The organism is Stenotrophomonas sp. YJH_SMC_25, from assembly GCF_059369595.1.
On sequence record NZ_JCAFSV010000007.1, the window covers coordinates 161333 to 182453 of the forward strand.

General features: G+C 67.5%; 17 protein-coding genes. 10 read left to right on the forward strand and 7 right to left on the reverse strand.

What is annotated here, in order from left to right:
* The first annotated feature begins 62 nt into the window (after positions 1-62).
* Positions 63-2705: a hybrid sensor histidine kinase/response regulator gene (locus tag AC5P7E_RS11505; protein WP_062605676.1), complete on the forward strand. Its 2643-nt coding sequence runs from the start codon at positions 63-65 to the stop codon at positions 2703-2705.
* 637 nt (positions 2706-3342) lie between these two features.
* On the opposite strand, the gene AC5P7E_RS11510 is transcribed toward AC5P7E_RS11505, so the two are convergent.
* The 4 genes from AC5P7E_RS11510 to AC5P7E_RS11525 are packed head-to-tail and all read right to left on the reverse strand — an operon-like array spanning position 3343 to position 7147.
* Positions 3343-3993, reverse strand: a complete 651-nt coding sequence (locus AC5P7E_RS11510) for a response regulator (RefSeq protein ID WP_005410976.1) — start codon at positions 3991-3993, stop codon at positions 3343-3345.
* A 28-nt stretch (positions 3994-4021) separates the two neighbouring features.
* Positions 4022-5077, reverse strand: a complete 1056-nt coding sequence (locus AC5P7E_RS11515) for an ABC transporter substrate-binding protein (protein ID WP_114618204.1) — start codon at positions 5075-5077, stop codon at positions 4022-4024.
* The gene (locus tag AC5P7E_RS11520; RefSeq protein WP_099523995.1) at positions 5074-6465 is read right to left on the reverse strand and encodes a sensor histidine kinase; all 1392 of its coding nucleotides are present in this window, start codon (positions 6463-6465) and stop codon (positions 5074-5076) included. The genes AC5P7E_RS11515 and AC5P7E_RS11520 overlap by 4 nt, the downstream gene beginning before the upstream one ends.
* On the reverse strand, positions 6458-7147 hold the full coding sequence (locus AC5P7E_RS11525) for a response regulator transcription factor (RefSeq protein ID WP_019662067.1): 690 nt from the start codon (positions 7145-7147) through the stop codon (positions 6458-6460). Before AC5P7E_RS11525 ends, AC5P7E_RS11520 begins: the two co-directional genes overlap by 8 nt.
* Before the next feature lie 242 nt (positions 7148-7389).
* Between AC5P7E_RS11525 and AC5P7E_RS11530 the strand changes: the two genes are divergently transcribed.
* The 6 genes from AC5P7E_RS11530 (at position 7390) to AC5P7E_RS11555 (ending at position 14475) form a co-directional block, all read left to right on the forward strand.
* Positions 7390-8529, forward strand: coding sequence for an OprO/OprP family phosphate-selective porin (locus tag AC5P7E_RS11530; RefSeq protein WP_005410980.1), 1140 nt, complete (start codon positions 7390-7392; stop codon positions 8527-8529).
* A gap of 74 nt (positions 8530-8603) precedes the next feature.
* Positions 8604-9932 (forward strand): CitMHS family transporter, encoded by a 1329-nt coding sequence (locus AC5P7E_RS11535; RefSeq protein ID WP_012481220.1) that lies wholly within the window; start codon positions 8604-8606, stop codon positions 9930-9932.
* Positions 9933-9956: 24 nt separating this feature from the next.
* Positions 9957-10697, forward strand: a complete 741-nt coding sequence (gene phbB / locus AC5P7E_RS11540; RefSeq protein ID WP_005414435.1) for an acetoacetyl-CoA reductase — start codon at positions 9957-9959, stop codon at positions 10695-10697.
* Positions 10698-10879: 182 nt separating this feature from the next.
* The gene (locus AC5P7E_RS11545) at positions 10880-11500 is read left to right on the forward strand and encodes a hypothetical protein (protein ID WP_231347383.1); all 621 of its coding nucleotides are present in this window, start codon (positions 10880-10882) and stop codon (positions 11498-11500) included.
* Positions 11475-12017 (forward strand): hypothetical protein, encoded by a 543-nt coding sequence (locus tag AC5P7E_RS11550; RefSeq protein WP_043034041.1) that lies wholly within the window; start codon positions 11475-11477, stop codon positions 12015-12017. The genes AC5P7E_RS11545 and AC5P7E_RS11550 overlap by 26 nt, the downstream gene beginning before the upstream one ends.
* A gap of 160 nt (positions 12018-12177) precedes the next feature.
* Positions 12178-14475: a TonB-dependent receptor gene (locus AC5P7E_RS11555; protein ID WP_109337726.1), complete on the forward strand. Its 2298-nt coding sequence runs from the start codon at positions 12178-12180 to the stop codon at positions 14473-14475.
* A 439-nt stretch (positions 14476-14914) separates the two neighbouring features.
* Here AC5P7E_RS11555 and AC5P7E_RS11560 read toward each other — a convergent pair whose 3' ends face one another.
* Positions 14915-16168, reverse strand: coding sequence for a flavohemoglobin expression-modulating QEGLA motif protein (locus AC5P7E_RS11560; protein WP_024956039.1), 1254 nt, complete (start codon positions 16166-16168; stop codon positions 14915-14917).
* Positions 16169-16377: 209 nt separating this feature from the next.
* Complete coding sequence (gene rsgA / locus AC5P7E_RS11565) at positions 16378-17487, reverse strand: ribosome small subunit-dependent GTPase A (protein ID WP_114618205.1); 1110 nt, start codon at positions 17485-17487, stop codon at positions 16378-16380.
* 114 nt (positions 17488-17601) lie between these two features.
* On the opposite strand from rsgA, the gene AC5P7E_RS11570 reads away from it, so the two are divergent.
* Genes AC5P7E_RS11570 through AC5P7E_RS11580 form a run of 3 tightly spaced genes read left to right on the forward strand, consistent with a single transcriptional unit; the run spans position 17602 to position 20220 of the window.
* Positions 17602-18876, forward strand: a complete 1275-nt coding sequence (locus AC5P7E_RS11570; RefSeq protein WP_005414441.1) for a pyridoxal phosphate-dependent aminotransferase — start codon at positions 17602-17604, stop codon at positions 18874-18876.
* A 2-nt stretch (positions 18877-18878) separates the two neighbouring features.
* Positions 18879-19496: an SGNH/GDSL hydrolase family protein gene (locus AC5P7E_RS11575; protein WP_005410988.1), complete on the forward strand. Its 618-nt coding sequence runs from the start codon at positions 18879-18881 to the stop codon at positions 19494-19496.
* A gap of 4 nt (positions 19497-19500) precedes the next feature.
* The gene (locus tag AC5P7E_RS11580) at positions 19501-20220 is read left to right on the forward strand and encodes a class I SAM-dependent methyltransferase (protein ID WP_049450566.1); all 720 of its coding nucleotides are present in this window, start codon (positions 19501-19503) and stop codon (positions 20218-20220) included.
* 120 nt (positions 20221-20340) lie between these two features.
* Here AC5P7E_RS11580 and AC5P7E_RS11585 read toward each other — a convergent pair whose 3' ends face one another.
* Positions 20341-21120, reverse strand: a complete 780-nt coding sequence (locus tag AC5P7E_RS11585; protein ID WP_099561395.1) for a polysaccharide deacetylase family protein — start codon at positions 21118-21120, stop codon at positions 20341-20343.
* Position 21121 lies beyond the last annotated feature (1 nt).

The window sequence follows — 21121 nt, forward strand, 5'->3', positions numbered from 1 at the left end:
TTCCACGTCAGATCCCGGCGGGCGTGCACGTCACGCCCGCCGGCCCTGCGTAGACTGCCGCCATGTACTGGCTCAGCCGCCACCGGATGCTGTTGCTGACCATCCTGGTGATGGTCGGAGGCACCGTGCTTTGTGCGGTCGCCGCCGGCCACTACGCCTGGCGGCGCGCCCTCGGCGAGGAAAGCAGCCAGGTGCAACGCCAGCTGCAGCTGTACGGCCAGGGCCTGCAGCAGCGCATCGACCGCTTCGGCACGTTGCCGCAGGTACTGGCGCTGGATCCGGATCTGCTGCACGCCCTGCGTGTGCCGCCCTCGCCCACCGAACAGCAGCGGCTGAACCTCAAGCTGCAACGCGCCAATGAAGTCACCCGTGCCTCGACCCTGACCCTGGTCGGCCACGACGGCGTGGCAGTGGCGGCCAGCAACTGGGACCAGCCGACCAGCAACGTCGGCGAGAACTACAGCTACCGCCCCTACTACCGGCAGGCACTGGCGCAGGGCCGCGGCCGCTTCTACGGCATCGGCATGACCACCGGCGTACCCGGCTACTACCTGTCGCAGGCCATCGAGGAAGATGGCAAGCGGCTCGGCGTGGTGGTGATCAAGGTCGAGCTGTCGGCGCTGGAACAGGAATGGTTGAGCAGCCCGGACGTGGTGCTGGCCAGCGACGACCATGACGTGGTGTTCCTGGCCAACCGTGACAGCTGGCGCTACCGCCTGCTGCGCCCGCTGGGCGCCGATGAGCGCCGCGAAATGCTGGACGCCCGCCAATACGCCGACCGCGCATTGCAGCCATTGCGCGCGCGTACTGAAGACGTGCTTGCCGATGGTGGCCGCATGGTGCGCCTGCTCGATCCCGCACTGCCGCAGCCGATGCTGTGGCAAAGCCTACCGCTGCCCGCCGAAGGCTGGAACCTGCATCTGCTGCACGACGCCAGCGCCGCCACCGCCGCCGGTCGCGCAGCCGCCCTCACCGGCGGTGCCGCGTGGCTGGCGCTGGGCTTCCTGGTGCTGTTCGTGCAGCAGCGCCGACGCCTGGCCAAGCATCGCCTGCGCAGCCGCCGCGAACTGGAAACCCTGCTCAAGCAGCACGCACAGGAACTGCGCACCGCACAGGATGGCCTGCTGCAGGCGGCCACCGACGCCGACAGCGGACTCAGCCGCAGCCTCGAACACCTGCCGCAGGGCGTGGTGGTGATCGACCGCGAACTGCGCCTGGTCGCGTGGAACTCGCGCTACCTGGAACTGTTCCGTTTCCCACAGGACCTGGTTCGCGTCGGCCGGCCGATCGAGGAACTGTTCCGCTTCAACGCACGCCGTGGCCTGCTTGGTCCGGGCCCCGTCGATGAAGCAATCGAGCGCCGCCTGAACCACCTGCGCAGCGGCCGCCCGCACATGCGCGAGAGCGAGAAGGACGACGGCACGGTGCTGGAGATCCGTGGCAATCCGCTGCCTGACGGCGGCTTCGTCACCAGCTATGCCGACATCACCAGCTACAAGAACGCCGCGCGCGAACTGCGCTCGCTGGCCGATGCGCTGGAGCACCGCATCGCCGAGCGCACCCATGATCTGGAAGAAGCACGCCGCGAAGCCGAGCAGGCCAACCGCTACAAGACCCGTTTCGTTGCCTCGGCCGTGCACGACCTGCTGCAGCCCCTCAACGCGGCGCGCATGTTCGTCTCGGTGCTGCGCGGCAAGCTGAGTGACCCGGCGCAGCAACAGACCAGCGACCACATCGATGCTGCATTGGCCGCGCAGGATGCGATCCTCAACAGCCTGCTGGATATCGCGCGCCTGGAATCGGGCAGCCTGCCCACGCGCGTACAGGCGTTCCGGCTCGGGCCTTTGCTGCAGACGCTGGCACGCGAGTTCGGCATCGCCGCGCAGTCACGTGGGCTGGTGGTCGACTGGGTCGATACCGCTGCGGTGGTGGTCAGCGATGAAGCGCTGCTGCGCCGCATCCTGCAGAACTTCCTGTCCAACGCACTGCGCTACAGCGAACGTGGCCGCGTGCTGCTCGGCTGCCGTCGCCGCGAAGGCCTGCTGTGGATCGAAGTTCACGACCAGGGCCCCGGCATTCCCGATGCGCTGCAGGGCGAGATCTTCGAGGAGTTCCGCCGCCTGCACGACGGCCAGCAGCGCGGCGCCGGCCTTGGCCTGGCAATCGTCGACCGCATCGGTCGGCTGCTCGGCCACCCGATCCGCCTGCGCTCGCAGCTGGGCCAGGGCAGCGTGTTCGCGGTGGGCGTGCCGTTCGGCGAAGCCAGCGCGATTCCCGCTACTGCTCCTGTGCCGGTGCTGGTGCAGGAACCGGCCGCGGACAACCCGCTGCGCGGTCGCCGGGTGTGGGTGATCGACGACGATCCGCACGTCTGCGCCGCCAGCCGCGCGCTGCTGGAGCGCTGGGGCTGCGAGGTGGCGCTGGCCGACGGCCCGCAGGCGGCGCTGCAGCTGGCGGCAACAGGCGCGGTGCCGGAACTGGTGCTGCTGGATGTGCGCATGGGCGATCACCACGGGCCGGTGCTGTACGAGACGCTGGCCGAGTTGTGGCAGGCCCGTCCGCCGGTGGTGCTGGTCACCGCCGAGCGCGATGCGGGATTGCGTGAGATGGCCGCCGAGCGCGGCTGGGGAATGATGGCCAAGCCGGTGAAGCCGCCGGCGCTGCGGGCGTTGATGAGCCAGCTGTTGATCCGCCATCGCGGGTAGTTTCCAGCCAACGGCGCAGCCCCTCGTGGGTGGTCGCACAAAGCAGTTCATCGGTGGGGCCGGGCAGATGGGCTGCACAGGGGCCGCTGCAAGTACGTCCCTGTAAGCTCGGTCGCCGCATCCATGCGGCTCACGCCCCTGTGCAGCCCATCTGCCCGGCCACGGACACGTTCCGTGCGCGTCCACCCTAGGAGAAGAAAAAAGATCAAAAGCGGGTCGCGCGCTGCGCTTGCTCGTGTAGAGCCGAGCCCATGCTCGGCCTCACGGACGGGCCGGAAAGCAGCCGAGCGTGGGCTCGGCTCTACGAAAAATGGCCTGCCAGGCTGCCTTTGCTTTTGATCTTCTTTTCTCTTCCGTGGGTGACAGGCCACCGAAATCTGTCAGAGGTCGGTCGGGTTGGGTGCGCGGGGGTGTCAGCCGCATGGGCCCGAGGCATGCCTCGGGCGGGTTGGGCAGGACGCCCAACCCGGGTCTTGCCGTGTGCGCAGGACAGCGCACACGAGCAAGCGGCTGCCAAGCCTCCAGGGACGGATTCACGGCGTCCCCCGCGCACCCAACCCGACTGGCCCGCTCGCAGCTTCTGCTTTCAGCGACCAACCCAAACCCACCCACGAGGGGCTGCGCCGTTGGCTGGAAACTACAACCCGATGCCGGCGTCGCCCTCAGGCTCCAGCGCCTTCACCAGTACCGCTGCCTGTGTGCGGCTGTGGCATTCGAGCTTCTTCAGGATCGCAGTGACATGTACCTTCACCGTGTTCTCGGCCAACCCCAGCGTATAGGCGATCTGCTTGTTGAGCAGGCCATCGGCCAGGCACAGCAGCACGCGGAACTGCTGCGGGGTCAGCTGGGCCAGGCGGCTGGCCAGCAGTGCATCGGCCTCCGAACGCTCGGCGGCCATCGCCGGGAACCACAGGCCACCATCGAGCACCGCCTGCACCGCCTCGCCGATGGTCTCGGCCGGGGCGGACTTCGGGATGAAGCCAGCGGCGCCAAACTGCTGAGCACGACGGATCACCCGCGGGTGGTCGTTGGACGAGAGGATGACCACCGGAATGTCCGGATGCGAGCCGCGCACGTGCAGCAGCGCGGAGAAACCGTGCGCGCCGGGCATGGTCAGGTCCAGCAGCACCAGGTCCACATCCGGGTGGGCATCCAGCGCTTCGGCCAGGGCATCGGCACTGGCCACCTCGCGCACCTGCGCCAGCGGCAGGCTCTGCCGCAATGACTGCACCACCGCCGAACGCAGCAGCGGGTGGTCATCGGCGATCAGGATGGTGTATTCGCTCATGCCGCCATTGTACGGGCAGGCCGGAGCCTCAGCGCCCCGCCGGCTCCACGCTGCTGCGCCAGGCATCCAGGAACTGGCGGCGCTTGAGCGCGTCCAGGTACACCAGCAGGCCCGGGCCGAGCTGGATCGGGCGGCGGCTGCGGCCGGGCGCATCGTCGCCACGTGCGTTGCCGGTCACGATCGGCATCAGGCGTGCCTCGCGCGACAGCACCTGCTGGCCACGCGGTGACAACAGGTAGTCGAGGAAGCGCCGGGCTTCTTCCGGGTGTGGGCCGGTACGTGGAATCACCGCGGTACGCAGCACCACCAGCGTGTAGTCCTCGGGCTCCACGATCGCCAGCGGCGCACCCGCGTCGATGCGCGCCTGCGCGTAGGAGCCGAGCACGTTGTAGACCAGCGACAGCTCTCCGCTGGCGACCTTGTCCAGCAGCACGCCGGTGCGCTCCTCGCGCACGACGTCGTTGTCGCCCAGCGCACCCAGCAACGCGCCGGCGATGCTGCCACGCTGTGCATCCTGGGTAGACAACAGGTAGCCGACACTGCTGCGCTCGATGTCATAGGTACCGACCCTGCCGCGCAGCGGTGCCCCCTCCGCGCGCAACCGGTCCAGCAGTTGCCGACGCGTGTGCGGCACCTTCGCAGCCGGCAGTGCGCGGGTGTTGTAGACCATTACCACCGGCTCGTAGCTGATGCCGAAGGCCTCGTTGCGCCACTGCGCCCAGGCCGGTAGCGCAGCGGTCTGCGCCGAACGATGCGGCAGCGCGTGGCCGTCGTTGACCAGCTTGGTCTGCAGGTCCATGCCGCTGGAGATCAGCAGGTCCGGCGATGCCGGCCCGCCGCGGTCGTGCAGGTAACGCGCGTACAGGTCCTGGGTGATGATGTCCTCGTACACCACCTCAGTGCCGGGGTGCAGCCGCTGGTAGTCGGCAATCACTACCGCGAACACTTCGATGTCGGTGGTGCCGTGGATGCGCAGCTGCGCAGTGGCCTTTGCCTGGGCCGGGAAGCGGCGCACGTCGCCCGGTGCTGCAAGCACCGGCAGGGCCAGCAGCAAGGCAACGGCAGCAGCGAACAGGCGGATCATGGACTGCTCCGGGGCAGGCGGATGGTGGCAACCAGCCCACCCTGTGGGCGATTGCTGAGGTCGATGCGACCGCCATGGCTGTCGACCACGCGCTTGACGATGGCCAGGCCCAGCCCGGCGCCGCCGGACGGTGCACCTTCGCCACGGGCGAAGCGCTCGAACACGCGTTCGGCATCGGCGGCGGCAATGCCGGCGCCGTGGTCGGCGATGGTCAGCACGGCCTGCCCGCCTTCCACGGTCAACGCGATCTGCAACGGACCGTCACCGCCGTACTTGAGGGCGTTGTCGACCAGGTTCTTGATCGCCTCGCGCAGCAGCAGCGCATCGCCATGTACCTGTACCGGCTCGGCGGTCATCGCCAGTTGTACGCGCGGTGCCGGGCCGGCCTGCGGCAGTGCTTCATGCAGGGCCTGGTGCACGGTCTCGGCCAGGTCCACCGCTGCAAAGCGCTGCAGATGCGAGCGATGGATCACGCTGGCATCGCTGAGCAGCTGGTTCAGCAACCGGCTCATGTGGGTGGCATTGCGTTCAATCGCCTGCAGGCTGCGCCGCATGTCCTCGGGGTCGTCGTCATCGAGCGCCAGCTGTGCCTGCGCGCGCAGGGCAGCCAACGGCGTACGCATCTGGTGCGCGGCCTCGGCCATGAACGCGCGCAAGGTCTCGTTGCTGCTGGACAGTCGTTCCATGAAGCGGTTCAACGCCGCCACCATCTGGTCCATCTCGCGCGGCACGCGCGCATCCAGCGGTTTCAGATCGGACGGCTCGCGGCGCGACAGCTCGCGTTCCACCCGCACCAATGGCCGGAACGCGCGATGCACGCCAAAGGCCACCAGCGCCAGCAGCAGCCCGGACAGCACACCGATCGCCAGCAATGCACGGTTGACCATGTCCTGCGCAACCGCTTCACGTGCACGCCGGGTCTGGCCGACCTGCACCTGCACCTCGCCCTGCGCCGACGCGGCGGCGAAACTGCGGCCGACCACCACGAAGCGCACGGTCTCGCCGCTGTATGCCGCATCAAACAGCTGCGGTTGCGTGCCGGGCCGACGCGGTGGCGCCGGCAGGTCGCCGTAGCCGGTGATCAGGTTGCCGCGACTGTCGGCGACCCGATAGAACACACGGTCTTCCGGGGCCATCGCCAGCAGGTCCAGCGCGGCATAGGGCAGATCGACCTGCCACTGGCCATCGACCAGGGCCACCGAATCGGCGATGGACAGTGCCGAGGACACCAGCAGATGGTCGTAGGAACGGTTGGCGGCGCGCTGGCCATAGCCGCGCGCGGCAAACAGCAGGGCCACCGCGAACACCGCCAGCAACGCGCCGAGGTAGACCAGCAGCGTGCGCCGCAGCGAGCCCGGTGCGGCATTCGCGGTACGCGCGTCAGCCATCGGCGTCGGCGCTGCCGTCACTGGCTTCCAGCAGGTAGCCAACGCCGCGCACCGTGGTGATGCGCAGCGGTGCGCCTGCCAGCTTCTTTCTCAGGCGACCGACATACAGCTCGATGGCATTCGGGCCGGCTTCGTCGTCGAAGCCGAACAGGCCGTTGCCGATTTCGTCCTTGCCGACTACCTGGCCGAGGCGGCCGACCAGGATCTCCAGCAGCCGGTACTCGCGGTTGGGCAGTTCGATCGGTTCACCGTCGAGACTGACCCGGTGCGCCGCGTTGTCGAACTGGAAGCCACCGATCTGCACCACTTCGCTGGCCTGCCCACGCGCACGCCGCAGCAGCACGCGGCAGCGTGCTTCGAACTCGCGGAAATCGAACGGTTTGCCCAGGTAGTCGTCGGCGCCGACATCCAGCGCCTGCACGCGGTCTTCGATGCCATCGCGCGCGGTCAGCATCAGCACTGGCGTGCTGTCGCCGCGCTCGCGCATGCCGGCCAGCACGCGCAGGCCATCGAGCTTGGGCAGGCCGATATCCAGCACCACCAGGTCGAAGCTCTGGTAGCGCAGCACGCTGGCCGCCGCCAGGCCATCGGCCTGCCAGTCCACGGCATGCCCACTGCGGCGCATGCGGCGGATGATCGCATCGGCCAGATCCGGGTTGTCTTCGACCAGCAGCAGGCGCATGGGCACGGGGGTGGGAGGGGAAACGAATGCTACCGCATGCCGCTGCCGCGCTCGCCGGGCCCCGCCCGGAGGCAGCAGCGGGCCGCTTTACGCTGCACCGCACAATCCGTTGACAGGACGATGACAGCTTGCCCGACCCAGACTGCGGCCGCGCACCGTCCGGTGCCCACGATTGCCGCGCGCCTGGCGCGCACCTGGGAGGGTTTGTGGAATTCACGTTTGCCTGGCGGCGCCCTGCCGCCATGATGGCGCTGGCTGCCCTGTCGGCGCCGGCCTTCGCCGCCGAAGACGACCGTCCGGTCACCGCCACCCTGGGTGGCCGCCTGCACCTGGACTTCGCCACCTTCGACAACGACAACCGGGGCACCCCGAACAAGGACGACACCGAAATCCGCCGTGCGTGGGTTGACGTGTCCGGCAAGTTCTTCGTGGTCGACTACAAGCTGGAAGCCGATTTCTCCGGCGACCGCGTCGAGGCCAAGGACGTGTACCTGGCACGCAGCTTCGGCAAGGCCGGCAAGCTGACCGTGGGCCAGTTCAAGCAGTACTTCTCGCTGGATGACCGTACCAGCTCCAACTACGGCAGCTTCCTGGAGCGCGGCAACGCCGGCACCACGCTGGCGCCGCTGTACCGCCTGGGTGCGTCCTGGCAGGCCAACCCCGGTGACTTCACCTGGGCGGCCAGCCTCTACAGCCTGGAGAGCATCGACGCCTGGCAGGTGAAGGGTCGCGCTGCCGGTGGCCGCGTCACCTGGGCGCCCTCGCCCAGCGATGGCGACGTGCTGCACCTGGGCCTGTCGCTGGCCCGCGAGGCCTACGACAACCCCGGCGCCAACGGCGTGCCCGGCCTCCGCATCCGCCCGCGCCCGGCCGGCCATCTGTCCGACAACAGCCGCCTGACCCTGGTCGACTTCTCCGCCGGCCGCGATACCGACGTCAACAAGTGGTCGCTGGAATACGCGCAGGTGCGCGGCCCGCTGTCGTGGCAGGGCGAGTTCAGTGGCGCCACCTTCGACGACGGCGCACAGCGCGGCGATGTAATGGCGGCCTACGGCATGCTCAGCTGGTTCGTCACCGGCGAAAGCCGTGCCTACGACCGCAAGACCGGTCGATTCGCGCGGGTGAAGGACATCCGGCACAAGGCCGGTGCCTTCGAAGTGGCGCTGCGCTACGACCAGATGTGGGGCGCGCAGCATCTCGACGGTGCGCCGGACCTGCGTCGCGGCAGTACCGAAGCCTGGACGCTGGGTGGCAACTGGTACCTGCGCGACAACCTGCGCTTCATGCTCAACGTGATCGAAAGCCGCAACCGTGATCGCCTGGCCGGGGTGACGGTGGACCGCACGCGCGCGGTCACCGGCCGCCTGCAGTACGACTTCTAGGCCCGACATTCCGGGCATTCCGCCCGGGCCCCTTCCACTCCCCACGTCCTGTTTTCGCAAGGAGTCCGCAGATGATGCTGAGCATCCTCGGCTTTGGCATGGTCATTACGTTCATGTACTTGATCATGAGCAAGCGCCTGTCGCCGCTCGTCGCCCTGATCACCATTCCCATCCTGTTCGCGCTGATCGGTGGCTTCGGTGCCGGCATCGACGAGATGATGCTGGAGGGCATCAAGAAGATCGCGCCCACCGGCGTGATGCTGATGTTCGCCATCCTCTACTTCGGGGTGATGATCGACGCCGGCCTGTTCGATCCGCTGGTGCGGGTGATCCTGCGTTTCGTCAAGGGCGACCCGATGAAGATCGTGCTTGGCACTGCAGTGCTGGCGATGCTGATCTCGCTCGATGGCGATGGCTCGACCACCTACATGATCACCGTCTCGGCGATGCTGCCGCTGTACCAGCGGCTGGGCATGAACGCGCTGAACATGACGTGCGTGACCATCCTCGCCGGCGGCGTGATGAACCTGACCCCGTGGGGCGGCCCGACCGCACGCGCGGCCACCGCGCTGCACGTGGATCCGGCCGACGTGTTCGTGCCGCTGATCCCGTCGATGGTGATCGCCTGTGCCGGCGTGCTGCTGCTGGCCTGGTACCTGGGCCTGAAGGAACGCCGTCGCCTCGGCGTGGTGACCCTGCCCAAGGGCGGCAGCTGGATGGACAACAGCGTGTCCGATGACAGCAATCCGCTGCCGACCGTGGAAGACGCCGAAGACATCAAGCGCCCGAAGCTGCTGTGGGTGAACCTGGCGCTGACCGTGGCGCTGATGACCGCGCTGATCATCGGCGTGCTGCCGATGCCGGTGCTGTTCATGGTCGGCTTCGCCATCGCCCTGGTGATCAACTACCCGAACCTGGCCGAGCAGCGCCGTCGCGTGGTCAACCATGCCGGCAACGTGCTGTCGGTGGTGTCGCTGATCTTCGCCGCGGGCATCTTCACCGGCATCCTCAACAACACAGGCATGGTCGAAGCGATGTCGCACAGCTTCCTGGCCGTCATTCCGGAATCGTGGGGCCCGTACCTGGCGGTGATCACCGCGGTGGCATCGATGCCGTTCACCTTCTTCATGTCCAACGACGCGTTCTACTTCGGCGTGCTGCCGATCCTGTCCGAGGCCGCTGGCAACTACGGCATCACCCCGGTGGAAATGGCGCGCGCCTCGCTGGCCGGCCAGCCGGTGCACCTGCTCAGCCCGCTGGTGCCGTCCACCTACCTGCTGGTGGGCCTGGCCAAGGTCGAATTCGCCGACCACCAGAAGTTCACCCTGAAGTGGGCCATCGCCATCTCGATGCTGCTGATGGTCGGCAGCCTGCTGTTCGGCCTGTATCCCCTCGCCGCCTGACCCTTTGCCAAGGAGCCTTCTGCAATGACGCTTCGAATCGCTTACGTCACCAGTGGAATGGGCAGTGTCGGCACTGCCATCTGCCAGAGCCTGGCCCGCAGCGGCCACACCGTGGTTGCCGGCTGCGCGCCGAACTCGCCGCGCAAGGCCAACTGGCTGCGCGAGCAGCGCGAACAGGGCTTCGACTTCATCGCCTCCGAAGGCAACGCGACCGACTGGGCCTCGACCAGCGCGGCGTTCGCCAAGGTGCGCGCCGAAGTCGGTGAAGTGGACGTGCTGGTCAACAACTCCGGCGGCAGCCGCGACCTGCTGTTCCGGCAGATGACGGTGGAGGACTGGAACGCGGTGATCGCCTCCAACCTCAACGCGCTGTTCAACCTGACCAAGCAGGTGGTGGACGGCATGGCCACGCGGGGCTGGGGCCGCATCATCAACATCGGTTCGGTCAGTGCCCACAAGGGACAGATCGGCCAGGTGAACTACGCCACCGCCAAGGCCGCGATGCATGGCTTCAGCCGTGCGCTGGCTGCCGAAGTTGCGTCGCGCGGGGTCACCGTCAACACGCTGTCGCCGGGCTACATCGCCAGCCAGGCGATCAGCAGTTTCCCGCCGGATGTGCTGGACCGGCTGGCTGCCTCGGTGCCGGTTCGCCGCCTGGGCCGCCCCGAGGAAGTGGCCGGCCTGTGCGCGTGGCTGGCGTCGGATGAAGCCTCGTATGTGACCGGTGCCGACTACGCCGTCAACGGTGGCCTGTACATGGGCTAAGCCCTCCCCCACGGAGTGCGCGGGGGCCGGATCACCTTCAGTTGTGAAGGTGATCCGGCCCCTTTTGTTTCTGCATTTCTGAGACGCACTTCCCGATACATCGGCAGAACCGCTGCTATACCTGCCAGCGCTCGCCGAGCCCGATGGATGAACGGCTGGAATCGCGGATCAAGGAGGTTGGCATGCGTGCATTGCTGATTGCGCTTCTCGTGGTCGCCACTACGCTGCTGGCGACACCGACCCGCGCGGAGCCCCCGCCTATGCGGGTGATCACGGGCCTGGGCTGCCCCGACTGGCTGATCCCAGGCGCGCCCACGCTCGACGCGCAGATCACCGGCCATCCGGAGTGGACCTTCGCCTGGGCTCCCGCGTCCTATACCAATCGCGATCCCATCCGGATCTACATCCAGTCCTTCGACTGCGATTCCTCCGACATTGCAGGCTATTACTTCCGGATCGCAGCCATTGCCCATGAAGTGGGACACGCACTGTATTTCGAAGGTATCGCCTTGAGCACCCGAGGTGCGTTCATCCAGCACTTCTGCACCATGGAGGGGAAAGCGGTACTCAACAACCTCACCGCGCGCAGTGAGCTTCTGGTGGCCAGCCTGGGGTACTACGACATCGGCGTAGCTGCGTCCAACGGTCCTGGCCTCATCGCACAGGCCGATGCCGGCGGTGAAGACCTGGACCGGCAGGTAGGTAAGCTGTTCTGCGACAACAACGTAACTTCAACCACCGGCGAGAACTACAACGACTTCTACGGAAGAATCTACGATGAAGCGATCGCAGCCCGTCCCTGAACTTCTTCTGATCCTGAGCCTGTTGGTTGCCGGTTCTGCAACAGCAGCCACGTCCGCTGCCACTGCGGAAGAGGCGGATGCAACCTGGCGGCTCGTGGAACGCTGGTCCTTGCAGCTGTCACGCTCTGACCTTGTCGCGCAGCTATCACCCCTGGCTCCACCCGGCTCGCGTTCGGAAGCAAGAAGGGGCCGGGGCGACAGCGCCACCATCGGTCTGGCACCCTTCGTGATCGCCGGGCGGATCAAAGGGCCTTCTGGCCAGATCTACACCGATGCGTCCGGCCGAATCATCAAGGGCGTTACGCTATCGCTGGGCGGTGCCTGCATCTCGCGAAAACAGATGGGTCGTCGCTACCCCGACTTCAATGTCCTTTCCGTTCCATCAGGGCATAGCCTCGACGAGTCCACGGTGTTCGGCACGGTGGTAAACGGCATCCAGATCGGGTTCTCGTTCCCCGAACATGACCGCGACTGCATGGACCAGCTCAAATTGAGCTGGCCTGGGGAGCGCTTCTGATTCCCACCGGCCTACCACCATGACGAACATGTTGCAGGACACGCACCACTGCCCTGCACCGTTCGTTGGTTTTTCGTAAAGAAGGTTTCATGTTCCGTTCGCATAGTGGCCATGCACCGCGCACGCGTGCCGGTGACCACCCCCAATGCAACGGACCACCATGCAGACCCGACACCTGACGATCGCCGTGGCGATCGCGCTCTCCGCCGCCACCAGCGCCCATGCCGCCACCGCCGCCGATACCGGCGCCAGCACCGATGCCGCGCTGAGCGCGCAGACGCTGGATACCGTCTCCGTGATCGGCCAGGGCGAGACCCGCCAGGTGCAGCGCATCACCACCGTCGACAAGCAGGTGCTGCCGCCGGGCACCAGCGGGCAGAAGATCCTCGACCGCCTGCCGGGCGTGTCGGTGCAGTCCAACGATGCCTTCGGCGCCAACGAAGAATCGCAGACCATCAGCCTGCGCGGCTTCGACAAGAGCCGCCTCGGCTACACGCTGGACGGCATCCCGCTGGGCGACAACAGCTACGGCAACTACAACGGCCTGAGCATCGCCCGCGCGATCATCGCCGAGAACCTGGCCGGTGCCGAGCTGTCGCAGGGCATCGGTTCGCTGGGCGTGGCCTCGACCAGCAACCTGGGCGGCACCATCCAGTACTTCTCGATGGACCCGTCCACCGAATTCGGTGGCCGCGCCAGCGTCACCGTCGGCGACAACAGCCAGCGCCGTGGCTACCTGCGCGTGGATACCGGCGACATCAACGGCTTCTCAGCCTATGTGTCCGGCGTGCACCAGGACCAGGACATGTGGGCCGCGCCGTACCAGAACCAGACCACCCGCCAGTTCAACGCCAAGGCAGTGTGGAATGTCGGCGATCACCGCTTCGGTGCGTTCGTGGCCACCTCGCGCGCCAGCCAGGCCAACTACGCCTACCTGTCCAAGGACATGCTGGCACGTGGCCTGGGTTATGACTGGAACATCTATGCACCGGACTGGGATCGCGCCGTCGCCGCCGCGTACTGCGCGCCGGGCACGCTGGACCGCAGCAAGTGCAAGTTCAGCGGCGGCGTCACCAGCATCGACGACGCCTACTACCAGAGCCGCGCACTGCGTGACGACAACCTGTACTCGGTCGATGCCGACCTGCGCCTGGGCGAGCAGGGCCGCCTGAAGCTGCTGGCCTACCACCACGACAACCGTGGCCAGGGCCACTGGTGGGCACCGGGCCAGCCGTCCTACCCGGGCACCGACAGGATGCTGCCGATCTCGATCCGCAGCACCAACTACACGATCAACCGCGATGGCCTGACCGCCGCATTGTCGTGGACGGTGGGCATCCACGAACTGGAAGCCGGCCTGTGGTATGAGCAGAACGACCACAACGTCTCGCGCAACTTCTACTACATCAGTGGCCCGTTCCTGGACGACCTGTACCTGAAGAACCCTGATCGCCTGCTGTTCAACCAGGACTTCGACATCCGCACGCGCCAGTTCTACGTACAGGACCGCATGCGCTTCCTGGACCAGCGCCTGACCGTGGATGTGGGCATCAAGAGCCCGAACACCCGCATGCGTGCCACCGCCCAGCCGGGCGTGGAAACCAGCATCGCCTCGGGCACGCTGACCGCCAAGGAATCGGTGCTGCCGCAGGTGGGCCTGGGCTTCAAGCTCAACGCCAACAACGAGCTGTTCGCCTCGTACGCCGAAAACATCGCCGCCTTCGTCGGCGGTGGCAGCGGCGGCCCGCTGCAGGTGTCGCCGGAATCGTTCGCGGCCAGCGCCGGCCTGGAGCCGGAGAAGTCCAAGAGCCTGGAAGCCGGCTTCCGTACCTTCGGCGAGAAGTACCAGGCGTCGATCGCGGGTTACAACGTGAAGTTCGACAACCGCCTGCTGTCGTTGAACCCGTGCTCGAGCATCGAAGTCGGCACGCGTCCGGAGTGCGTGACGCGCTTCATCAACGTCGGTTCGGTGAAGAGCTACGGCGCGGAACTGACCTTCATCCTCAAGCCGATCGACGGCCTGCAGTGGTACAACGCGCTGTCCTGGAACAAGACCACCTACGAGGATGACTACACCTCGGGCGGCGCCATCGTTCCGGTGGCCGGCAAGATCACGGTGGATACGCCGCAGCGCATGGCCTCCAGTGAGATCAGCTGGAACCGCGATGGCTTCTTCGCCAGCCTGCGTGCCAAGTACACCGGCAAGCGCTACTACACCTACACCAACGACCAGTCGGTGCCGGGCGTGACCACCTTCGACGCCGGTGCGGGCTACGACTTCGGCCCCGGCCTGGGCCTGCGCAACGTGCGGGTGTCGTTGAATGCGACCAACCTGACCAACAAGCGCTATGCCGGCCAGCTGAGTTCGTTCGCACCGACTGATCCGAAGGGCACGCGTTATGCGATCCATGCGAGCGCGCCGCGGCAGTTGTTCATGACGGTGGCGGCGGAGTTCTAAGTCGAAAGCGTTGCCCCGCGGCGTCTTGATTATCGTCGCGGGGCAGGGCCGGATGGGCCGGCGCAGGACACGCCGTAAACCCATCCATGGGGGCTCGATGGCGCCATCCATGGCGCCAACGGTCCTGCGCCGGCCCATCCGACCCTGCTCGACGGTTTCCCGCGCCACGGCGCGGAAGGCAAAGAAGAGCAAAAAGCAAAGAGCCGGGCATTGCCCGGCTCTTTGCTTTTCAAGCGCAATCCCTTCGGCGCGGTGATGTGCTGCCGCCCGCGCGGGAAACTGTCTGGCGGCGGTGGGGCACCCTGGCCAGGACCGTGAGGCGCATGGATGCGCCGATCGAGCCCCCATGGATGGGTTTACGGCGTGTCCTGGCCAGGGTGCCCCACCGCCGCCCAGCGACATCAATCGAGGCGCCAGCGCATCATCCCGCCAACGCATTTCATTCCGGCGCCAGCTGGTCCATCCGTATCCGGTTGGCAAACAGCGAGAACGCCAGCATCCCGGCCAGGCCATTCGCCCGGCTCACCCAGTGCGGCAGCCAGCGCGGAGGCTTCAGCACCCCCGCCTCGAACAACGGCGCGAACGCGATCGCATCGGTCAGGCTCATCTTGCCGGCGAACAACCAGCGACAGACCTGCAAGCGGTCCTCGGCCAGCATGTGGCGGAAGAAGGTGTGCACCGACACCAGGCCGCGCAGGTACACCGTGTCCTTGGTGAAGGCCAGGCCGCCACTCGGCGGCACGCCGCGGAACACGCGCTGTGCCGAGGCGAAACTCTCCTCTGCGTTCTGCCCCGCATCGCAGAAATAGCGGAACACTTCGATGAAATCGGCGCCTTCGCGTGCCATCGCAATCGCTTCGGTACGCAGGCTGATGCGCTTCAGGCGCTCGATGTCGATGCTGCCAGTGATCTGCTCGGCGAACGTGGCCAGGCCTTCCTGTGTCGCGGTCACCCGCGGCGAAGACAATGCCAGGCTCGGCAGCACCGGCTGTTCGCGGCCATTCAATGCGGTCAGCGAATGCACCAGCGCTTCGTGGTGGAACAGCTGCGCGCGGTCGTAGGCACTGAAGCGCGCACTGGTGCGCAGGCGGATGCGGGTCGGGCCGGCAGCTGCTTTGGACACCAGTTCCGGGTCGAGCTGTACCTGGATGATGCGCGATTCGAAGAAGGCATCCAGGTCGTTCTGCAGCTGCAGCTGCAGGGCGATGGCCGACACTGGCACCTGCTCTTCCGGCGCCAGCAGTTCGTGGTCCAGTTCGGCGGCAATCTGGATGAAGTGGCGCGCTGCTTCGCGCGTGCTCGGGCCATTGCCCGGCAGCGGCTGCTCGGGTGCGCCGAACAGCTGCACCGAACAGGTATCGACCGCCGCGGTGCCCAGCCCTTCCAGCAGCTGCGCGGCCAGGTCCCAGCTCTGCGCCGACTGTCGCACGTAGTGGCCCAGTGGGTGGCTGTCGTCGCAGTCGGCGGCGATCGCGGCCAGCGCGCGACGTTCTTCGCTGAAGTCCAGCCGTGGGTAATCCACCTTCGGCAGCACCGGCTGACCACGTGCCACGCTATCCAGGAACGGTGCCTGCACCGTTGCCGGCCAACTGGTCAGGCCCAGCAGGCGGATGCCTCCCACGGCCTCGACCAGGCGCGCATCGAGCGCTGCATGGTGGGCCACGTCACGGTCCAGCGTCGCAGTCGGTTCCATGCGCGGACTATAGCGCCCTGCCCTTGCTTTGGTAGGTGCCAACGTTGGTTGGCATCCGCCGACGGCGGGCTTCGGACACACCCGTGCCAACCAGGGTTGGCACCTGTCAGGAGCGGGCAGTTGGCATCCGCCCGAAGCAGACAGAGGCGGGTTCATTGCAGGGGTCAGCGCCCATTGCGGTGCAATGGGATCCGCCCCCGCGGTACCGATCAGCGCCTACGCGGCTTGCCGGCCGGGCGGAACTGCTGGCCCTTGCCCTTCTTGCCGCCACGCTCCTGCGCGGTCTCGGCCTGGCGGACCGCCAGCTTGGCGGCGGCGGCGGCCACTTCTTCCTTCAGCTTGAAGTAGTTGAGCAGCCGGCTCTCTTCGATCTCACCTGCTTCGATCGCTGCGCGTACGGCACAGCCCGGTTCCTGCTGGTGCTTGCAGTCGTTGAAACGGCACTGTGCGGCCAGGGCTTCGATATCGGCGAAGCCGCCTTCGGACAGCGTCTCTTCACCGGTCGGCTTCAGCTCGCGCATGCCGGGGGTGTCGATCAGGCAGGCGCCGGTCGGCAGCGGCATCAGCGCGCGGTGCGTGGTGGTGTGGCGTCCACGTGAATCGTTGGCGCGCACCGCGTTGGTCTTCATCCGCTGCTCGCCGAGCAGGGTGTTGGTCAGCGTGGATTTGCCGGCACCGGACGAGCCCACCAGCACCACCGTGCGGCCCGGGCCCAGCCACGGTTGCAGCACCGCCACGCTGCCGGCATCCAGGCCATTGATCGCATGCAGGGCGATACCCTGCATCTCCAGCTCTTCCAGCACCGCCAGCGCGTCTTCGCTGTACTCGGTCTGGTCGGCCTTGGTCAGCACCACCACCGGTTCGGCACCACCACCGCCGACCAGCAGTAGGTAGCGTTCGATGCGCCTCGGATTGAAGTCGGCATCCAGGCCGCAGACGATGAACACCGTATCGATGTTGGCCGCGATCACCTGCTGGTGGTAATGCTCGCCGGCAGCACCACGCTTGATCGCGGTACGACGCGGCAGCAGGGCGACGATGCGGATGCCATCGAGCAGCACCCAGTCACCCACCGCCGGCCGTTCATGGCTGGGGAAGCGCGGGCGCTGCCATTCCGGCAGCGACTCGGCCTTGATCGACGCATCCGGGCCATCGGCCACCACGTAGTGGGTGCGGTGCTGTTCGATCACCCGTGCCGGGCGGGCCTGCGGATGTGCGGCCATCGCGGCCTGCCAGTCGGCCTGCTGCGCCGGGCCCGGCCAGGGCCAGCCAATGGTCTGCAGGGCGATGAAATCGGGGGTCTGGGTCATCGCCGCCATTCTACCTGTGCCGACGCCCTGCCAGCCCAGCAATGACGGGCCCGGCGCCCTTGCCATGCATTGCAGCAATTCCGGTAGGATGGAAGCCCCATGCCTTTTGACGGCCCAGCTCCCATGTCCACCAACTCGCCCAAGCCCCTGGCCATCCGCGAGCGCCTTTCCGAAGTGCGCTACGAAATCCGCGGAGAACTGGCGCGGCGAGCCCGGGAGCTGGAGGCGCAGGGCCGCAAGCTGATCAAGCTCAACATCGGCAATCCGGGCGCTTTCGGCTTCCGTGCGCCGGAGCACCTGCAGCGTGCGATCGCTGACGACATGGGCCGCACCGACCCGTACACGCACCAGCAGGGCCTGCCGGTGGCACGTGAAGCCATCGCCAGCTACTACGCCCGCCGTGGCGCGCCCGATGCGCACCCGGACCGCGTCTTCCTCGGCAACGGCGTCAGCGAACTGATCGACCTGTCGCTGCGTGCGCTGCTCAACCCGGGCGATGAAGTGCTGGTGCCCTCGCCCGACTACCCGCTGTGGTCGGCCTCGACCATCCTCAACGATGGCCGTCCGGTGTACTACCGCTGCGCACCGGAGAACGGCTTCCAGCCGGACCCGAGCGAGATCGAGACGCTGGTGTCCTCGCGCACCCGCGCCATCGTGCTGATCAATCCGAACAACCCCAGCGGCGCCAGCTACCCGCGCGAACTGCTGGAGCGCGTGGTCGAGATCGCACGCCGCCACAACCTGTTGCTGCTGGTCGACGAGATCTACGACCAGATCCTGTACGACGACGCGGTGTTCCAGCCGGTCGCGCCGCTGGCCGGTGATCATCCGTGCCTGACCTTCAGCGGCCTGAGCAAGGTGCACCGCGCCTGCGGCTGGCGCGTGGGCTGGGCCCACCTCAGCGGCGACGATGCCCGCCTGGGTGACTTCCGCGCGGCACTGGACCTGTTGGGCGCGCTGCGCCTGTGCGCCAACGTGCCGGGCCAGTACGCCATCGAGGCCGCGGTGAACGGTCCGGACACCATTTCCGAACTGTGCACGCCGGGCGGCCGCCTGTATGAAACCCGCCGCGCGGTCATCGAGGCCTGCGAAGCCAGCGAGCACCTGTCGCTGGTCGCACCGGCCGGCGCGCTGTACGCGTTCCCGGCCGTGGTCGGCGCCGCTGCGAAGGGCTTCGACGACCACAACTTCGCGCTGGACCTGATGAACAACGAAGGCGTGCTGGTGGTGCCGGGCTCGAGCTTCAACGTGCCCTACCGCCATCATTTCCGCGTGACCCTGATGCCGGAGGCCTCGGTGATGCGCGATGTGTTCGCGCGCATCGACCGCGTGCTGGCGCGGCGTGCCGAGGACGCGACCAAGGTCGTGCCGCTGAAGCCGCGCCGTTCGGTGGCCTGAGCGTGGCGCTGTCCTACCTGGCGCTGGGCGATTCGTACACCATCGGTGAAGCGGTTGCAGTCGAAGGCCGCTGGCCGCACCAGCTGGCCGCCACGCTGCGTGCGCAGGGCATTCAGCTGTCCGATCCGCAGACCATTGCGACCACCGGCTGGACCACCGACGAACTCGACGCGGGCATCGATGCGGCTGCGCCGCAGGGGCCGTTCGATTTCGTCAGCCTGCTGATCGGCGTCAACAACCAGTACCGCGGGCGTCCGCTGGACGAATACCGCAGCCAGTTCCAGGCGCTTCTGCAGCGGGCGATCGGCTTCGCTGGCGGTGATGCCGGACGCGTGCTGGTGCTGTCCTTCCCCGATTGGGGCGCGACCCCGTTCGGCGCAGGCAGTGGCCGCGACCTGGCCGCGATCGAGATCGAGACCGACGAGTTCAACGCGGCAGCCGAGGTGATCAGCACCCAGCAGGGCGTGGCCTTCGTCGACATCACCGATATCAGCCGCGCACAGGGCGAAGACCCGACGATGATCGCCGAGGATGGCCTGCACCCTTCGGCGCGGATGTACGCGCTGTGGAGCGCACGCGCCCTTCCGGTGGCCGCGCACCTGCTCGGCGGCACGGACTGAGGCGATGGACGGCACGCCACGGAACGGCCCGCCCCTGCCCTGCACTCCCCTGACGGCCCCGCAGGCCCGCTTGATTGCCGAGGCCTTCCGCCCGGCGCAGGCCTGGGGCAGCCGCCGCGACTACTACTACACCCGTGGCAAGCTCGGCAGCGATCCGCTGTACGACGGCGTGCTGCAGCATCTGCCTGACGATGGGCAGCCGGTGCTGGACCTGGGCTGCGGGCTGGGCCTGTTCGCCCATGTACTGCGCCAGCGCGGCGGTACCCAGCGCTACCTTGGCGTGGACGTGGATGCCGGCAAGATCACCCGCGCGCAGCGTGCTGCCGCCGACCTGCATGACGTGCGCTTCGATTGCGTGGATGTGCAGGCGCCGCTGCCGGCGCAGGCCGGGCACGTCCTGCTGCTGGACGTGCTGCAGTACCTGGACGCGGGCCCACAGCAGGCACTGCTGCGCGCGGCCAGCGCACAGGTGGCCCGCGGCGGCCGCCTGCTGCTGCGCACGCCGCTGGCCACCGGCGATGGCCGCGACCGCACCACGCGGGTGGCGGACCGGCTGGCCTGGCTGATCGGCTGGATGGGCACGCGACCGCGCCACTACCCCGATCCGCAGGTATTGCAGACAACGCTTGCCGAAGCTGGATTGCAGGTGACCGCACCCCGGCCGCTGCACGGGCGTACCCCCTTCAACAGCTGGCTGCTGGTGGCCAAACGCCCCGCGTTGTAGGGCCGAACCCACGCTCGGCTGTGCTGTTGCGGTAGATCCACGCCATGCGTGGATGGCCTCGCGACCATTCCTGTAGGGGCGAGCCCAAGCCTGGCTGCCCCAAGCGGCCAGAAGCCTGGTTTACAGGACCGGCAGCCGCGCCTTCAGCCCCCGCTCGTCCAGCGCCTGCAGCACGCGTTCGATGATCACCCGATTGTGACCGTGGGCGGCGCCCTCATGCAGCAGCACGATGGCGCCGGGTTGCAGGTCAGGCAGCAGCCGTGCCAGCACGCCCTCCGGCGTGCAGCCGACGCCGTCGTAGCCCCGGGCACTCCAGCCCACGCGCACCAGGCCCAGCGCCTTCAACACCGGTGCCACGAACGGATTGGTCATGCCCACCACCGAGCGGTACCAGCGCACTGGATGCCCGCTCAGGGCCTGCAGTGCATGCTGGCAGCCCTCGATCTCCGCCCGCATCGCCGCCGGGCCCAGACGCCAGAAGCGCGCCTGTGGGTGGCTGTGGCTGTGGTTGCCCAGGTCGTGGCCGCGGCGCAGGATCTCCTGCACCAGTTCCGGCTGTGCCAGCGCACGTTCCCCCACCAGGAAGAAGGTGGCGCGCGCCTGGTGGCGGTCCAGCAGCTCGAGCACGGCGCGGGTTTCCGGGCCGGGGCCGTCATCGATCGTCAGCCAGACGCTGTTGCCGGCCTCCGGCAACCGGCTCAGCACCGGTGCGTAGAAGCGGCTGTTGGGCAGGAATATCGGCACCATGAACAGCGCGTGGCTGGCCACCATCAGCGGCAGGCCCCAGTGCCAGCCTGCCAGTACCCATACCAGGATCACGGCCAACTGCGACGCCACCAGCCAGGGCAGCCAGCGCCAGGGCCGGGTCGGGATGCGATGCAATGTTCCTGCGTTGCTCATC

Coding starts and splice junctions, on each gene's coding strand:
- AC5P7E_RS11505 (WP_062605676.1), top strand. CDS start 63: ATGTACTGGCTCAGCCGCCACCGGATGCTGTTGCTGACCATCCTGGTG.
- AC5P7E_RS11510 (WP_005410976.1), bottom strand. CDS start 3,993: ATGAGCGAATACACCATCCTGATCGCCGATGACCACCCGCTGCTGCGT.
- AC5P7E_RS11515 (WP_114618204.1), bottom strand. CDS start 5,077: ATGATCCGCCTGTTCGCTGCTGCCGTTGCCTTGCTGCTGGCCCTGCCG.
- AC5P7E_RS11520 (WP_099523995.1), bottom strand. CDS start 6,465: ATGGCTGACGCGCGTACCGCGAATGCCGCACCGGGCTCGCTGCGGCGC.
- AC5P7E_RS11525 (WP_019662067.1), bottom strand. CDS start 7,147: ATGCGCCTGCTGCTGGTCGAAGACAACCCGGATCTGGCCGATGCGATC.
- AC5P7E_RS11530 (WP_005410980.1), top strand. CDS start 7,390: ATGATGGCGCTGGCTGCCCTGTCGGCGCCGGCCTTCGCCGCCGAAGAC.
- AC5P7E_RS11535 (WP_012481220.1), top strand. CDS start 8,604: ATGCTGAGCATCCTCGGCTTTGGCATGGTCATTACGTTCATGTACTTG.
- phbB (WP_005414435.1), top strand. CDS start 9,957: ATGACGCTTCGAATCGCTTACGTCACCAGTGGAATGGGCAGTGTCGGC.
- AC5P7E_RS11545 (WP_231347383.1), top strand. CDS start 10,880: ATGCGTGCATTGCTGATTGCGCTTCTCGTGGTCGCCACTACGCTGCTG.
- AC5P7E_RS11550 (WP_043034041.1), top strand. CDS start 11,475: ATGAAGCGATCGCAGCCCGTCCCTGAACTTCTTCTGATCCTGAGCCTG.
- AC5P7E_RS11555 (WP_109337726.1), top strand. CDS start 12,178: ATGCAGACCCGACACCTGACGATCGCCGTGGCGATCGCGCTCTCCGCC.
- AC5P7E_RS11560 (WP_024956039.1), bottom strand. CDS start 16,168: ATGGAACCGACTGCGACGCTGGACCGTGACGTGGCCCACCATGCAGCG.
- rsgA (WP_114618205.1), bottom strand. CDS start 17,487: ATGGCGGCGATGACCCAGACCCCCGATTTCATCGCCCTGCAGACCATT.
- AC5P7E_RS11570 (WP_005414441.1), top strand. CDS start 17,602: ATGTCCACCAACTCGCCCAAGCCCCTGGCCATCCGCGAGCGCCTTTCC.
- AC5P7E_RS11580 (WP_049450566.1), top strand. CDS start 19,501: ATGGACGGCACGCCACGGAACGGCCCGCCCCTGCCCTGCACTCCCCTG.
- AC5P7E_RS11585 (WP_099561395.1), bottom strand. CDS start 21,120: ATGAGCAACGCAGGAACATTGCATCGCATCCCGACCCGGCCCTGGCGC.